Origin of the sequence: Paenibacillus amylolyticus (genome assembly GCF_036894225.1) — a bacterium.
In the GTDB taxonomy this organism is placed as follows: Bacteria; Bacillota; Bacilli; order Paenibacillales; family Paenibacillaceae; genus Paenibacillus; species Paenibacillus amylolyticus.
Genome location: NZ_CP145892.1, coordinates 2,502,744 through 2,517,695, shown reverse-complemented (window position 1 = coordinate 2,517,695; position 14,952 = coordinate 2,502,744). Strand labels below are relative to the sequence as shown.

The 14,952-nt window shown below is 46.7% G+C and carries 13 protein-coding genes; 1 reads left to right on the top strand and 12 read right to left on the bottom strand.

Annotation, left to right across the window (positions count from 1 at the left end):
• Nucleotides 1-36: 36 nt before the first annotated feature.
• The 5 genes from topA to V6668_RS11340 form a co-directional block, all read right to left on the bottom strand.
• Entirely contained in the window at nt 37-2,136 is a 2,100-nt protein-coding gene (topA, locus tag V6668_RS11360) for a type I DNA topoisomerase (protein WP_047842473.1), read from the bottom strand.
• A gap of 116 nt (nt 2,137-2,252) precedes the next feature.
• On the bottom strand, nt 2,253-3,383 hold the full coding sequence (dprA, locus tag V6668_RS11355) for a DNA-processing protein DprA (protein ID WP_338708464.1): 1,131 nt from the start codon (nt 3,381-3,383) through the stop codon (nt 2,253-2,255).
• A 245-nt stretch (nt 3,384-3,628) separates the two neighbouring features.
• Nucleotides 3,629-4,558, bottom strand: a complete 930-nt coding sequence (gene sucD, locus V6668_RS11350) for a succinate--CoA ligase subunit alpha (protein WP_036609382.1) — start codon at nt 4,556-4,558, stop codon at nt 3,629-3,631.
• A gap of 63 nt (nt 4,559-4,621) precedes the next feature.
• On the bottom strand, nt 4,622-5,782 hold the full coding sequence (sucC, locus tag V6668_RS11345; RefSeq protein ID WP_036609384.1) for an ADP-forming succinate--CoA ligase subunit beta: 1,161 nt from the start codon (nt 5,780-5,782) through the stop codon (nt 4,622-4,624).
• A gap of 243 nt (nt 5,783-6,025) precedes the next feature.
• Nucleotides 6,026-6,481 carry a MarR family winged helix-turn-helix transcriptional regulator gene (locus V6668_RS11340; protein ID WP_036609387.1) on the bottom strand — a complete coding sequence of 152 codons (456 nt, stop codon included), beginning with the start codon at nt 6,479-6,481 and terminating at the stop codon, nt 6,026-6,028.
• 477 nt (nt 6,482-6,958) lie between these two features.
• Here V6668_RS11340 and V6668_RS11335 point away from each other — a divergent pair, with 477 nt between their 5' ends.
• Nucleotides 6,959-8,569 carry a YifB family Mg chelatase-like AAA ATPase gene (locus tag V6668_RS11335; protein WP_338708463.1) on the top strand — a complete coding sequence of 537 codons (1,611 nt, stop codon included), beginning with the start codon at nt 6,959-6,961 and terminating at the stop codon, nt 8,567-8,569.
• 234 nt (nt 8,570-8,803) lie between these two features.
• On the opposite strand, the gene V6668_RS11330 is transcribed toward V6668_RS11335, so the two are convergent.
• From V6668_RS11330 to V6668_RS11300, 7 genes are all read right to left on the bottom strand, one after another.
• Entirely contained in the window at nt 8,804-9,355 is a 552-nt protein-coding gene (locus V6668_RS11330) for a nitroreductase (RefSeq protein WP_338708461.1), read from the bottom strand.
• Nucleotides 9,356-9,636: 281 nt separating this feature from the next.
• Nucleotides 9,637-10,770: a carboxypeptidase-like regulatory domain-containing protein gene (locus V6668_RS11325; protein ID WP_338708460.1), complete on the bottom strand. Its 1,134-nt coding sequence runs from the start codon at nt 10,768-10,770 to the stop codon at nt 9,637-9,639.
• 118 nt (nt 10,771-10,888) lie between these two features.
• Nucleotides 10,889-11,050 carry a paeninodin family lasso peptide gene (locus V6668_RS11320; RefSeq protein ID WP_127543787.1) on the bottom strand — a complete coding sequence of 54 codons (162 nt, stop codon included), beginning with the start codon at nt 11,048-11,050 and terminating at the stop codon, nt 10,889-10,891.
• 319 nt (nt 11,051-11,369) lie between these two features.
• A complete protein-coding gene (locus V6668_RS11315) occupies nt 11,370-11,768 on the bottom strand; it encodes a YraN family protein (protein WP_076318519.1) in 399 nt (132 codons plus the stop codon).
• Nucleotides 11,762-12,073: an EscU/YscU/HrcU family type III secretion system export apparatus switch protein gene (locus V6668_RS11310; RefSeq protein WP_036609395.1), complete on the bottom strand. Its 312-nt coding sequence runs from the start codon at nt 12,071-12,073 to the stop codon at nt 11,762-11,764. Before V6668_RS11310 ends, V6668_RS11315 begins: the two co-directional genes overlap by 7 nt.
• Nucleotides 12,070-14,121 (bottom strand): DNA ligase, encoded by a 2,052-nt coding sequence (locus tag V6668_RS11305; protein ID WP_338708457.1) that lies wholly within the window; start codon nt 14,119-14,121, stop codon nt 12,070-12,072. Before V6668_RS11305 ends, V6668_RS11310 begins: the two co-directional genes overlap by 4 nt.
• 30 nt (nt 14,122-14,151) lie before the next feature.
• A complete protein-coding gene (locus tag V6668_RS11300) occupies nt 14,152-14,853 on the bottom strand; it encodes a ribonuclease HII (RefSeq protein WP_083669772.1) in 702 nt (233 codons plus the stop codon).
• Between the last annotated feature and the right edge of the window lie 99 nt (nt 14,854-14,952).

Below are 14,952 nucleotides of genomic sequence, written 5' to 3'. Positions count from 1 at the left end.
CATATTTCACTATAATTGTATTGATTCACATATATACTAATCTGCTGATTCGTCATCCGGTTCATCCACCGGCTCCTGATGATCACATGAAGTACACTGCAATCGTGCTCCCTTTTTGTTCCGCTTTTCAATCATTAGCGATCCGCAACTTGGACATGGTTTGGCTGAAGGTCTGTCCCATGAGACAAAATCACATTCAGGATATTTGTCACAACCGTAGAAAATACGTCCTTTTTTGCTACGACGCTCAACAACATGACCTTCCTTACACTTCGGACAAGTCACGCCGATATCCTTGATAATCGGTTTGGTATTCCGGCAATCAGGGAAGCCCGAGCACGCAAGAAACTTGCCAAAACGTCCGAGTTTATAAACCAGCGGTTTGCCGCACTTCTCACAGATCTCATCGGATACTTCGTCTTCAATCTCGATTTCTTTCATTTCTTCTTCCGCAAACTCAAGGCGTTTCTCAAAAGATTCATAGAATTCTGCGAGTACTTTGACCCAATCCTCCGAACCTTCCTCCACATGGTCAAGATCACCTTCCATGTTTGCGGTGAACTCTACATTCAGGATTTCCGGGAAAAACTCTTCCATCTGTTCGATGACCAGTTCACCCAGCTCGGTCGGCATGAATTTCTTTTCCTCAATTGCAACATATCCGCGCTTCTGAATGGTCTCCAGTGTTGGCGCATATGTACTCGGACGCCCTATACCCAATTCCTCAAGCGTCTTAACCAACCTTGCCTCCGTATATCGGGGTGGCGGTTGTGTAAAATGCTGTTTTGGCTCAATCTCCTGCTTCTCAAGCACATCTCCACTTTTCAACGGGGGCAACAGACGATCTTCATCGGTTGTACCATCGTCGTTTCCTTCAACATATACCTTCATGAAACCTTGGAATCGTACCTTCGAACCTGCTGCACGGAAAATGGTGTCCCCCGCAGCAATATCTACAGAGAGTGTATCCAGGATAGCCGAAGACATCTGGCTCGCTACAAACCGTTCCCATACCAGTTTGTACAACCGGAACTGATCGCGACTCATGAATGACTTGATTGAGTCAGGGTCACGCAAAATTGAAGTTGGACGAATCGCTTCATGCGCATCCTGAGCATTAGCTGCTTTTTTGGAATAGTTTCGTGGAGTCTCAGGTGCAAATGGCTCACCATACTTACCAACGATATATTCTTTGGCTTCTTCTTGTGCAGATGCCGCAATTCGTGTGGAGTCCGTACGCATATACGTGATGAGACCTACTGTGCCTTCTTTTCCAAGGTCTACACCTTCATATAGTTGTTGGGCGACCGACATCGTCTTGGAAGCTCTGAAATTCAATTTACGCGCCGCTTCCTGTTGCAGAGAACTCGTCGTAAACGGGGCGGAGGGGTTACGGCTCCGTTCTTTCTCTTTAACTTCCTTGATCGTAAAGTCTGCACCTTCGATCTGTTTCAGGATCGCTTGCACTTCCGCTTCACTGCCCAGCTCTGTTTTGGCCCCGTTCAGTTTATGAAACTTGGCTTCAAACGGATTGCCGTCTGCTGTCAGTTTAGCGGTAATGCTCCAGTATTCTTCCGGCTCAAAATCATCAATTTCATTTTCACGATCTAAAATGATTTTAACAGCCACGGACTGAACCCGGCCTGCAGACAAACCTTTTTTCACTTTCTTCCATAATAACGGACTAATTTTATATCCAACGAGCCGATCCAGAATACGTCTTGCCTGCTGCGCGTTAACTAAATCCATATTGATTTTCCGCGGCGTTTTGAACGCATCTTTGACCGCTTGTTTTGTAATTTCATTAAATACTACCCGGCAATCTGCCGTATCGTCCAGTTCAAGGGCATGGGCCAAATGCCATGCGATAGCCTCACCTTCGCGATCCGGGTCAGCTGCGAGATACACTTTTTTCACTTTCTTCCGTGCATCCTTAAGTTCTTTCAAAATTGAACCTTTGCCGCGGATCGTAATATATTTCGGATTAAAATCATTCTCTACCTCAACGCCGATCTGACTCTTTGGCAAATCGCGAATATGCCCCATCGAAGCTTTTACGATGAACTTGCTGCCTAAATATTTGCCTATCGTCTTCGCCTTTGAGGGCGACTCCACGATTACGAGTGCATCCGCCATAGGTTCATCCTCCTCTCAGTCATGAAACTGTCATGAAACTGTTTCTGTAAGCTTATGCATAGTTAATAACTTCTGCTAATTATATATTTCCACGCACTACGTAGGTTGTAGCTTCGTCATACCCTCGCGTATTTAGTGCCTGGTAATTGGCTAATCTGCTTTTTTATGATTAAAGATAACAGAACTGAATGCAAATGTCCAAAATCCCAACCAAGCAGCTCAACCAGTTGATCCAATGATTGTTCTCCCTGTTCCAACAGATAAATCACACGTTGTTCATCTGGAGAGAGCTTAACCTCGGCGAATATCCCTCGCCCGGAAGGCTCGGTTGTTTCGGTCGAACGTCCTCTATTGTAAGGAAGTTGTTCTCCATTTGGCAAGCCCAATCGATACTCTTCCAACACATCTGCTGCACAAGTGACCAATTTGGCCCCTTGACGGATAAGATTGTGTGCTCCCCGACTTTTCGGCGATGTAATAGGTCCAGGGACTGCAAATACATCCCTGCCTGCTTCAAGCGCAGCATCTGCTGTAATGAGTGAACCACTGCGAATGTCAGCCTCAACAACCAATGTTCCCAATGTCAGACCGGCAATGATTCGATTCCGTTCCGGAAATAATCCCTGGCGCGCTCTCGTACCTGGTGGATATTCCGACAAAAGCAGCCCCGTCTCCGCGATTCGTTCAGCGAGGCTTGTATTTTCGGGTGGGTATATATTATCAATCCCTGTTCCGAATACTGCAATCGTTTTTCCTTTGGCACGTAGTACTGCCTCATGACATACGCTATCAATACCGCGGGCAAGCCCGCTTACAATCGTCAGTCCTGCATTGCATAATTGCTCTGCCAGCTTTTCTCCAACTTTGCGCCCATACACGGTTGGCATACGAGTTCCCACCATGGCAATAGACGAATTGTGTAGCAAACTAACATCCCCTCGAGCATACATTACCCAGGGAGGCTGAACGGTTTCCTTCATTAATATGGGATAATTCTGATCCAGATAAGTAATAACCTCTATCCCCTGATTGTAAACGTGTTCTCTTTTACTCTCAATCCAGTCGATAGTAAATTGGCTAGCCAAACGGGCAGCCTGATCTTTGCGCAAGCCTGCTGCGACCCAGTCGCTTTCACCATAATTCAATAGTTCGGGTAATTCATGTTGTCCCAGAATCAGTTTCGAGATTGTTTTCTTGCCAATGCCCTCCATCTCATGTAACCCAAACAAGATCCATCTTTCTTCCATACCATAAACCTCCCAAAGCGGGAAGAGATCTTCCCTCATATTGTGTGTTAAGTGACCACGGAATGCAAGCGTTTACGCAGATGAGAGACAATTCCTCCCCCTTTTCCCGTAAAAAAAAACGCAAAAAAGCAACCCTTCGCCCTGTTCAAGGACAAAAGGTTGCTTACCTTTTCCGTAACCATAATAGTCGGTCTACCAGAAATAAATCATTTCCGAGCCGTTTCTTCTATTATAACGAAAAAGAATTAATGTGTCGTGCACAAATTCAAAATACCGCGTTCCTCAAGTACACTCACCAAAGTCGAACCCATCTCAGCAGGAGTTGGTGCTACTTTGATTCCACATGATTCCAGCTTAGCAATTTTCTCTTTGGCTGTACCTTTACCGCCAGAGATAATAGCGCCAGCATGGCCCATCCGTTTGCCTGGAGGCGCTGTTACGCCACCGATAAAGCCAACAACCGGTTTGGTCATGTTTTCACGTACCCAATCTGCAGCATCCTCTTCAGCTGTACCACCAATCTCACCAATCATGATGACCGCATGAGTCTGTGGATCTTCATTGAACCGTTTGAGGATATCAATGAACTCCGAGCCTTTTACCGGGTCTCCCCCGATTCCTACAGCTGAAGATTGTCCAATACCACGTGTCGTCAGTTGATGAACGGCTTCATAGGTAAGTGTTCCACTACGGGAAACAACGCCTACGTGCCCTGCCATATGGATGTAACCAGGCATGATACCAATTTTACATTCTCCTGGTGTAATGACACCTGGACAGTTTGGTCCGATCAGGACAGTATTTTTACCTTCCATGAAGCGGTCAACCTTGATCATGTCAAGAACCGGAATACCTTCTGTAATACAGATCACGAGGTCCAGCTCAGCATCAACAGCTTCCATAATGGAATCTGCTGCAAATGCAGGAGGAACGTAAATGACGCTCGCTGTTGCGCCTGTAGCTTCTTTCGCTTCCTGCACAGTGTTGAACACCGGCAGACTAGCTACTGTACCGTCTTCCAACGTGATATCCACATTAGTTCCGCCTTTACCCGGTGTAACTCCGCCTACCATCTGGGTTCCGTAGTCCAATGCGCCCTTCGTGTGGAACATTCCCGTTGAACCCGTAATGCCTTGCGTAATGACTTTTGTATTTTTATCGATCAAAATACTCACGTTGCTTCACATCCTTACGGTTATTTTTCAATTCCCGGACAGCTCCGGTACTAAGGAATGAACTTATTTTACGAGGGCAACAATTTTCTGTGCACCATCGGCCATGGAATCAGCAGGAACGATATTCAGGCCAGATTCACCCAGAATACGTTTGCCAAGCTCCACGTTAGTTCCTTCAAGACGAACAACCAGCGGTTTGGTCAGGCCAAGCTGCTTCGCGGCTTCAACAACACCATTGGCGATAACATCACAGCGCATGATGCCACCGAAGATGTTAACAAAGATCCCAGCTACTTTGGCATCGGATAAGATGATCTTAAATGCTTCAGTCACCTTCTCTGTTGTTGCACCGCCCCCAACGTCAAGGAAGTTGGCCGGGTCTCCACCGTAGTATTTAATAATATCCATCGTTGCCATCGCAAGTCCCGCACCATTGACCATACAGCCGATGTTGCCATCAAGTGCTATGTAGCTGAGGTCGTATTTGGAAGCTTCGATTTCTTTTTCATCCTCTTCATCCAGGTCACGCAGTTCCAAAATGTCTTTGTGACGGAACAGGGCGTTGGAGTCAAAGTTTAATTTCGCATCTAGCGCGATAACGTTTCCATCTCCGGTAACAACGAGAGGATTGATCTCGGCAATAGAGCAATCTTTTTCGACAAATGCAGTGTACAGCGCGAGCATGAACTTAACAGCTTTGTTCACCAGTTCATTTGGAATCTTAATGCTGTAGGCCAGTTTACGGGCCTGGAACACTTGCAATCCAATGGCAGGGTCAATGATTTCTTTGAAAATTTTCTCAGGTGTAGCTTCAGCTACTTCTTCAATCTCAGTACCGCCTTCTTCGGAAGCCATCATAACTACACGGCCTGTGGCACGGTCCACAACAACACCCACATAATACTCTTTGCGGATATCGCATCCTTCTTCAATCAGAAGACGTTTCACTTCTTTACCTTCTGGTCCAGTCTGGTGTGTTACCAATACTTTGCCCAGAATTTCAGAAGCATAGGCACGAACTTCATCCGTACTCTTTGCCACTTTTACGCCGCCGGCTTTACCCCGGCCACCTGCGTGAATCTGTGCTTTGACAACAGTCACTGGACTGCCCAATGCCTCAGCGGCCGCGACCGCTTCATCGACTGTATAAGCAACCTTTCCGTTTGGAACGGTAACTCCATACTGTTTCAGTACTTCTTTTCCTTGATATTCATGGATATTCATTCTCGAATCCTCCTATCAACATGACTGCAACAAGGCGGGTTGGTAGACTAACAAAAGACAAATGTTGACTATTTTCACTCAAGCCCAATTCATTGTAACACGTTTTTAAAACGCTTTCCTTAAAAAACTAATGGTTAATAGACAGTATTTTGATATGAGTATGATCCCATATTGTGAATGCTTGGGTATATATGGAAAAAACCTCAGCTAAAAACTGAGGTTTCCTTGATGTAAAACTACATTTTATTTTTTGGCTGCGTTGGTGTTGGTTTCGTGAACTTTCTCCAGCAATCCTTTGAACTGACCCAGCAATGTTTCAAACTCTGTACTGTTCAAACACGCATCTCCCTGAATGGATTCAGGTATGGATAATGCCTTGTTCCGCAACTCACGACCCGAGTCGGTTAGTGTAATTAATACTTTTCGTTCGTCCTGAGCCGAGCGTTCGCGATTAATAAGTCCTGCTGACTGCAAACGTTTGAGAAGTGGTGTCAACGTTCCCGAATCGAGATAGAGAGCCTCCCCGATCTCCTTAACCGTACATTCTTCACGTTCCCACAAAACCATCAACACCAAATACTGGGAATACGTTACGCCAAGTACCTCCAGATAAGGCTGGTACATCTTCGTAATCTCACGTGAACAAGCATATATGGCAAAGCATAATTGGTTATCCAGCTTCAAACTGTCAGTCTGCATATGTCTTTCTCACCTGCCTATTGTGCAATCTATTCCTAATAATCCAGGAACTATAGATCTATACTATCACAAAATAGAAAAAAAACAGAATAATTGAGCACAAATGATTTTACTATTCAATTTAATTATGATAAATTAGATTGTGTAAAACATAAATATAATTAGATAATCAGCAGTTCATCCCCATGATTTAACAACAATAATAGATAAGTCCATCGAACAGATTCACGCTTTCTCGGGCTAAATTTAATAAACATAATGAAAGTTTATACGTAACCATGTTCGCAAAGCTATTTAATGATTTCCTTCCAGAAATAAAATTCAGGGATCAGGAAAGATGACTACAGCAATGATAATGACAGGTTGACTCCATGATTCCTTTTATATAAAATGCTAGTAGAAGCTGAGGAAGCACCTTAATTCGTAGACTGGCCCGTATTATGCGGAGTCAAGAATCGAGTGAGGTGTTTCTTTGTTATGTACGGAAAATTGCATAGTGCATGTTTGTACGGAATTGATGGCGTTCTGATCGAAGTGGAAACTGATTTATCCAATGGTCTGCCACAGACGTCCATCATTGGTTTACCGGATTCAGCCATTCGTGAGGCCGTTGAACGTGTTCGTGCAGCGATTAAAAATTGCGGATATCAGTACCCTTTACAGCGGATCACAATCAATCTGGCCCCCGCTGATCTGCGCAAGGAAGGATCTTCCTTTGATCTGGCCATTGCTATTGGTTTACTTATGACAAGCGGTCAGCTTGTACTTCCTCCCCAGGAACGGACACTCGTGGTTGGCGAACTGGCGTTGGACGGTTCGATCAGGTCCGTGCCCGGCATTTTATCCATGGTGGATCTGGCCAAACGGCAAGGCTTTACGTCCGTGCTCCTGCCTTTGGATAACGTGGAGGAAGCGTCACTGATTCGAGGTATCCAGGTTTTTGGCATTCGTCATTTACAGGATATTGCTCCGGAAAACCCAGATCAACCCTCTAGTTCAGTGGGAATACCAAACAAATCGAATGCAGGACCAGTCGTGTTGAAAAATTATGCACACCTTGCTGCTCCTATAACTGATAAGACTCATAAGATGGCGGATAGGAAGCCAAGACAAACACCATTATTTGCAGATGACTATAGCGATGTTCTGGGGCAGCATCATGTAAAACGCGCGCTTATGATTGCAGCAGCAGGCATGCATAACATATTGCTCGTTGGACCGCCAGGCACGGGCAAAACGATGTTAATCAAACGTCTGCCCTCCATCCTTCCTCCTTTGTCAGAAGATGAAGCGTTGGAAGTCACCAAAGTATTAAGTGCCGCAGGCAAATTGAAAGAAGCGCCTCAAGGCCTGATTGCAGATAGACCTTTTCGCTCGCCTCACCATACAATATCCACTTCTGGTCTGATTGGAGGCGGTGGTATCCCAAAACCGGGTGAAGTGAGCCTTGCCCACCGTGGCATATTGTTTCTGGATGAATTACCTGAATTCCAGCGTCAAGTGCTGGAGGTATTAAGGCAGCCGTTAGAGGATCGCACAGTGACAATTAGTCGGGCACGGGCTGCATTCACCTTTCCGGCCCAGTTCATGCTTGCATGTTCCATGAATCCCTGTCCCTGCGGTTATTTGTCCGCTCATTCGGAGGAGCAACGCTGCATATGTAGTCCAGCCCGTGTTGCCGCATACCGAGCCAAAATTTCAGGACCACTGCTGGACCGCATTGATCTTCAGGTTGAAGTTCCTCCACCAGGCGAGTGGCGCAAGTCTGCTGCTTCCCCTTCCTCTGAAGAAATGCAGGCAAAAGTGATCCACGCTCATCAAATTCAGGCTACACGTTATGCCAAAAGTTCGGTTCGTTGGAATAGCCAGCTTTCGGGCACGCTTTTGCGACGAACGATCCATCTCCCCCAAGAGGCAGAGCAGCTGTTAGAGCAAACGCTGCAAACGTTAAACCTGAGCATGCGTGCACATGATCGGATAATCAAGATGGCACAGACCATTGCCGATCTGGACCATGAAGGTGAAATTGTGACAGCTCATGTGGCTGAAGCCATCCAGTATCGTCAATTGGATCTTAATCTATTTTAGAAGCATATGGAGGAAAGAACAGGCCGATTTACCCAAAGGCAGTGAAATGGGCATGAAACTGCAGACATCAGAGGAAAATCGAGAAGGATTCCTTATGCAGATTCTACAATGCGGATACACCAACATGACAAAAAAACGTACAAGCCCTTCTCTTCTGTGAAGAAAGGTACTTGTACGTGGATTTCCCCTGTAAACGTAAGGGGATCTTATATAGCTAAGGTCTACAATAATTTATTATTCAAAAAGAGTGAGTTTGTCCTTGGCTGGTGTGCGTTCTTTGGCAGAAGGAATAACATCAGGGTAACCCATATAAATCATGCCTACAATCTTCTCTCCCGCCTCTATTCCAAGCGATTTGCGGAATTTGGGAGCGTACAAAAATGGCTTGGTCACCCAGAACGTTCCAATGTCTTCACTCCAGGCTGCAAGCATAAAGTTTTGAACCAATGCACTAACCGCAGCGAAGTCTTCGTCCCAGATATTCTGTCTTGGATCTTCTTCCAGCACAACAAGCATAACGGATGGAACTTGCATAATATTGGGTGAGAATTTGTTGTCTTCTCCCATTTCTGCATCAATAGCCTCCGCCAGTTTCTTCCGTCCATTTCCGGTAAACAACAAAAATCTCCAAGGTTCACGCAGTTTATGGTTAGGAGCCCAGACTGCCGTATCCAGCAAATCTATAATCTGCTGTGTAGGAACAGCTTCTTTTTTGAATTTTTTCACCGTACGACGGTTTTGAATCGCATTTCTGACTTCATTTGTTGTTTTCGTAGCTTTACTCATCGGCCGTACCTCCTGTTTATAAAATCATTTGCAACCGCAATAGTGATTCGCGGCCTTGTACATTCAATATAATTTCTTTATGACATAATAAAATACCAGTTTACCTTCTTGATTATACACCCATCTGATCACGAGATTCAAAGGGGAGGCAAAGGTCAGTACCGTTAGGGTCATTCCAACAGAAAAGACGACTCTGAATCTTGATTCACCACGAGGGATCATAAAGTCAGAACCGTCTTTTATTCTCATGTTATTGATTCACATATCATATCAACGAGTAATCAATCGTCGTAACTCTCCCCTTCAAACGTGCCATTCCCTTCAAATGTGCCATTAATAAAATCCATTTTGTTGTACTTCTCCTGGTTACCTGCAACATCTGTACTATAGTACTCTACCACCTTGACATCAGGGGCATAAAACTTGACGGGTCCTTCATAGTTTTTCCATTCTCCCCCGTTGATTCGATATTGCGTTGTTTTTACGCCCGAACCTTTGACTTCGTCTGTTGCCTGAAGTCTGAATGTAAATCCTTTGATGTATATTTTCCCGTTCACAGTATCTGTAATAGGAACTAATCTGTACTTGGTTACTGGAGGTGTAATATCTGCATCCTTCTTAAGTACGATATTAAACGTATTATGATCTCCTTTTACAAGAGTAACGCTCAGGCTCGTTTTTAGATATCCTGCTGCTTCTCCCGTTATCGTTCTAGCCCCTGTTGGTACGCGCTTTATTAAATAGTTGCCTTGAGCATCTGTTGTTGCCGAACCTCCAGCATTAACTTTAGCCCCACTTACTGGATTGCCCGACTCATCTACAACTTTTCCCCGCACGTGTGCCGCCTCTGCCAAAACAACATCCATTCTCAAGGTTCCTCCCTCCCGGACACCCAAGCGATCCTGTTCATATAACATATAATCATCGGCATCTACCCATATTGCAATGTTCGGATTATAGGCGTAATCAATTCCTGTAACCGCATATCGACCTTGCTGATCAGTTTTCACTATACGATCAAAGACACTTGTTACTTTTATACGAGCATCTGGAACCGGTCTACCTGCCTGATCTTTGACTGTTCCTACAATCGTGGATGGCTCATAAATACGAAAATCAAGTTGTATTTGCTCTCCCCCCCTTAAACTATAGGAAGTGTAATGTCGATACGGCACATACCCCTCTGCTTCAACTGAAAAGGTAAATACAGTATAGTTCTCAACGGATTCAATAATACGATAATTCCCACTCTCATCTGTCTCCACGCTGTGTTCCTTATTCCCATAATCAAGCCAATACTTGACTGTGGCGTCCTTGACAGGCAATCCCTGACGATCAATCACTTTACCTGACACACTAACCGCATTGTCAGATTCAGTAGCATAAGAAACTCCGGAATACATGATTCCAAACAAAATGAAACATAAAGATAGTGTACTTAGTCGAATTATCCATTTGATACTTGTCTGCATCTTCTCACTACACCTCACCATTTATTTTATTGATCAAACATTCCTCTTTAGCCTCTTAAAATTAACTGACCATAAGTTCAAGCTTCCAGAATTCTCCGTCCCAAACATATTGCCAAATCCCCTGTCCACCGTTCATGGTCTCGCTGATATCCAGCACTTCCATCTGAGGGCACTCCCATACTTGTTTTACTGTGTTGTTCGAAGTATTCTGAAGCTCTTTCATACATCCCACCAACCTCTCTTTAAATTTCAACTTTCTTAGTTTATTACAAATGATACATTTTGTATCTATAAATTTCTGAAATACGATGATTTTATTATCAATGCTCTAACCTCTGTTTTTTGATTTCATAGTTAAATCAAAAAAGCCGCAGCTCCTGTATAAATAGGAACTACAGCTTTAGTATATTAACTAATTTTAAAACTAAAACGAATGCAAAGATAAGACATAATTAAACTTGTACTTCGAAATCACTGACCGACTCACATTAAAAAGATACATTACGTATCGCATAATATAGCAATAACTTCTAGTGTAATTTTTAAAAAGCATTAACAATATGATTCACAGAGACAATCTCTCCTGCTTGATCAAGCATTACGGCAATTACATCAAAACGGATCTGAAGTTCCGTCTCTCCCGTCATTTGCAAATACACGGATGCGGTTGAACGTACCTGCTGCATTTTACGCATATCAACCGATTCCTGAGGTGTACCGTACTGAGCGGCTCCACTTCTGCTTCTTACTTCTACAAAGACAAGCAAGCCCTCGTAGGAAGCAATGATGTCAATCTCACCGCTACGGCAACGCCAGTTCTGTCTAATGATTCGATAATCGTGCTCTCGCAACCATTGACAGGCAGCCTCTTCACCTAATCGGCCTTTCTGCTGTCGTGTGAGCTTTAATCCTGGCTCCTGACCCAATCTACGTTCTACCATGACTCATTTTCCTCACGTCCTGAGGCCATGCGATCTGCACGGTAGACGTACGTTAGCACCTCTGCGACCAGTTGATACAGTTCTGCCGGAATCTGTTCATCCAGATCCAACTTGGAGAGCACCTCCACAAGTGCTGCATCCTCCTGAACAGCCACGCCGTTTTCTCTGGCTTTATCAAGAATGGCTTCTGCCACTTTGCCGCGCCCCTTGGCTACAACAACAGGCGCTTCGCTCTCTCCAGGGACATATTTTAGGGCAACCGCCTTTTTGGAGAGCAGGTCCGGTTGTGACGACTCGTCTTTCATACCTTCAAGTCCACCCCTTTGTATCGTTCAGGACTATAGTCCGAGGCCCGCGTTTTTCGTTCCGCGCCCGGTTCCTGGCCCGCAGGCCACGGTTCCGCCTTGAAGGTCAGCAGTTGATAGCCCAGCTTGTCCAATGCCTGATGGATCACCTCTCGTCCGCTCTCCAGAAGCGGTCCCATTCCTTCGCGATCATTTAATACACGCAGACTGACAATGTTATTAACCACATGGACATCTACCAGAGTAGGCCCAAGACTTTTCATGTCCAGATCAAACCACAGACGGCAATTGGAGGCATCCAGTTCCCCACGTTGACCTCTGCGAGACTGAATCTGAACAGACGCCGTTTCTTCCCCGTCCGGTCCAGTGATCGGAATAAACCAGTGCATCTGTGCAAATGTAGCACTGCGATCTGTCGTTAGCAATAACTGCTGACCTGTCAGATATTGCACGGCCTGTCCGGCGGCATCCTTAAGCGCCGCCGGTGCACCTTCGCTGCTGGCGAGCTGCAGCAGCAAGCCCTTCAGCGTGTCCGCATTCGCCGGACTCGCCGCATCCCCCACGCGCGGCTGCACTGCCGCGCCGTGAACGGCCTGCTGCTCGTGCTCCGCACCGAGCAGCTTCAGCACGCGCCCCACCCACGGGTCCCCCTCGTGGGTGACAGGCGCGTGCACTGCCGCAGCTCCCGCAGGTGCTGCGGCACTACCGCCAGCCGGCGACGCATCAGCGCCGGCTGGCAACGGCTGCGGCACGCCTCCGGCAGCCGCCTGGCCGCCCTGCGATGCAGGGGCGGCTTGTACTGCCGCACCAGGCTGTGCCGGTGCGGCAGTGGACGCGCTGCGCAGGGCGTCCAGCAGCGCCAGCAGCTTGGGCGCCAGCTGCGCTGCCGTAGGCGCTGCTGGCGCCGCCTGGCCTGCTGCGGACGGCGTCCCCGCAGCAGCAGGCGTTTCAGCGCGGCCGTCAGTCCGCCCGGCCGCGCCTGTTTCAGGCTGGCCTGCACTTGCACGGCCAGCCACAGATTCTGTTGCCGCCCCCGATGTACCCGGGCGGCTCCCAGCCTGCCCCGCGTCAGCCCCGCGCGGGCTCTCTCCAGGTATTCCAGTTCCAGACGGAATACCCGTAGCCCCTTTGCCAGCCGTTTCAACGTTGCTGGCAACTGCCTTTGCCCCGGCTTCAGCATTTCCGGTGCCTCCGCCGGTCTGCACGTTTCCTTTCACCGCAGTACCTGCATCCTCTGCCCCGCCATCCGTCATGGATATAGCACCTGCCAACGCCGCTTGTCCTTGTTGCGTTGACAAAGCAGGTGTTCCCGTTCCAGTCACCTGACGACCGTTGCCTGATGTAGCCAATCCTTCTTCCATCTGTGCTCCATTCAGCACGACGGGTACACCAGCCACAACAGCTGGTTTCATGGCAGCAGATTGCTCTCCAGGCAATAGTGGTTTACCTGTTGTTTGAGTCAGCATCGTTTCCAACTGGTCAGCCAACCCGCTTAACAACTGGTGCAGAGGGGGGCCAAACACCGTCTGGTGTAATCCTTTTACTGTTTCCGCCGTAACCGGAAGACCACGCTGAAAAGCAATTCCCGTCGCCTGCACCCATTCTTCCACAGGGACCTGTGCAGGTTTAGCAGTCATCATATTCTGGACCATAGCCACATTATCCTTCGTTAGCGGCAATCCGCTACGCTGCATGGCAAGTAACAGTTCCCGGTTCCCTTTTGTATCCGGCAGTCCTACATCCTTAAGCAGGTTGTTCAGCGAAGCTTGTGGCAGCTCAGCAAGTGTACCCGTCATAGGTTTCATTACCGTTATGCCATTTTCACCTGGAGGTTGCACTTGAAGCAACGTGGTCTCACCCGGACGGAGTGGAGTCTCCAACTTGGCGCGCACTTGCACACCTTGAATCTGCAGAACTGCTTCTCCCCCATCATCGGATACACTAACGACGGAGCCACGAACCACCTGACCTTCCTTTAATTCAAGCGGTTTGGCATTGCCGGGCTTACTGTCTCCCATTAACCCCTTTATCATGGAACCGATATTCAAATCTCTCCCCCTCCTTTCTTCAAACCTGTGTTAAAACAAAGATTGCTGCTCTCCAAGCAGGTTGCCCAGAAAACTGCGCCGATGCATCGGGGTTGCCCCCAATGCCATAATTTGCTCCCGATGAACTTTTGTTGCATATCCTTTATGTATCGACAAACCATATTCCGGATATAACGTATCCCATTCTTCCTTACACAGCCGATCTCGCGTTACCTTGGCAATAATAGATGCCGCTGCGATCGATTGACTATTAGCATCCCCTTTAATAATGGACAGTTGAGGTACATTCACATCCACCTTCTCGGCATCCACCAGCATATAATCAGGAGTTTCTCCCAATGCTTCAACCGCACGTTTCATCGCAAGTCTCGCAGCCTGTTTGATGTTAAGCCGATCAATTGTCTCTGCATCCGCATACCCGATACCTACCGCCAGCGCTTTTTCCATAATGATGTCATATAATGCATCACGTTTTTTCTCCGTTAATTTCTTGGAGTCATTCACGCCTTCCAGGATGAGATCCTTCGGTAAAATAACCGCCGCTGCCACAACATCCCCAAACAAACAACCCCGTCCCACCTCATCAATACCAGCAATACGTTCAAATCCACTGTCCCAATACTCCCGCTCATAGAGCAACAGATCTCGAGGTTCACTGACTTCTTTTTTCTTCTTTGGTCCAATGGGAGTATCCAGTAGATTCAACCCGATCTCTTCATTATTTTCAACCATAACGCTCATCTCCTCTACCCACGCTTTTTCAGCATACGTATCACTTACAATTTTATAATATAGACGTAGATCCTCTGTCTTTTGTTCTGTACAACCTGT

Excerpts from the sequence above, each read along its gene's own strand:
- topA (WP_047842473.1), bottom strand. The coding sequence starts at position 2,136 with ATGGCGGATGCACTCGTAATCGTGGAGTCGCCCTCAAAGGCGAAGACG.
- dprA (WP_338708464.1), bottom strand. The coding sequence starts at position 3,383 with ATGGAAGAAAGATGGATCTTGTTTGGGTTACATGAGATGGAGGGCATT.
- sucC (WP_036609384.1), bottom strand. The coding sequence starts at position 5,782 with ATGAATATCCATGAATATCAAGGAAAAGAAGTACTGAAACAGTATGGA.
- V6668_RS11340 (WP_036609387.1), bottom strand. The coding sequence starts at position 6,481 with ATGCAGACTGACAGTTTGAAGCTGGATAACCAATTATGCTTTGCCATA.
- V6668_RS11335 (WP_338708463.1), top strand. The coding sequence starts at position 6,959 with ATGTACGGAAAATTGCATAGTGCATGTTTGTACGGAATTGATGGCGTT.
- V6668_RS11330 (WP_338708461.1), bottom strand. The coding sequence starts at position 9,355 with ATGAGTAAAGCTACGAAAACAACAAATGAAGTCAGAAATGCGATTCAA.
- V6668_RS11320 (WP_127543787.1), bottom strand. The coding sequence starts at position 11,050 with ATGAAAGAGCTTCAGAATACTTCGAACAACACAGTAAAACAAGTATGG.
- V6668_RS11315 (WP_076318519.1), bottom strand. The coding sequence starts at position 11,768 with ATGGTAGAACGTAGATTGGGTCAGGAGCCAGGATTAAAGCTCACACGA.
- V6668_RS11310 (WP_036609395.1), bottom strand. The coding sequence starts at position 12,073 with ATGAAAGACGAGTCGTCACAACCGGACCTGCTCTCCAAAAAGGCGGTT.
- V6668_RS11300 (WP_083669772.1), bottom strand. The coding sequence starts at position 14,853 with ATGGTTGAAAATAATGAAGAGATCGGGTTGAATCTACTGGATACTCCC.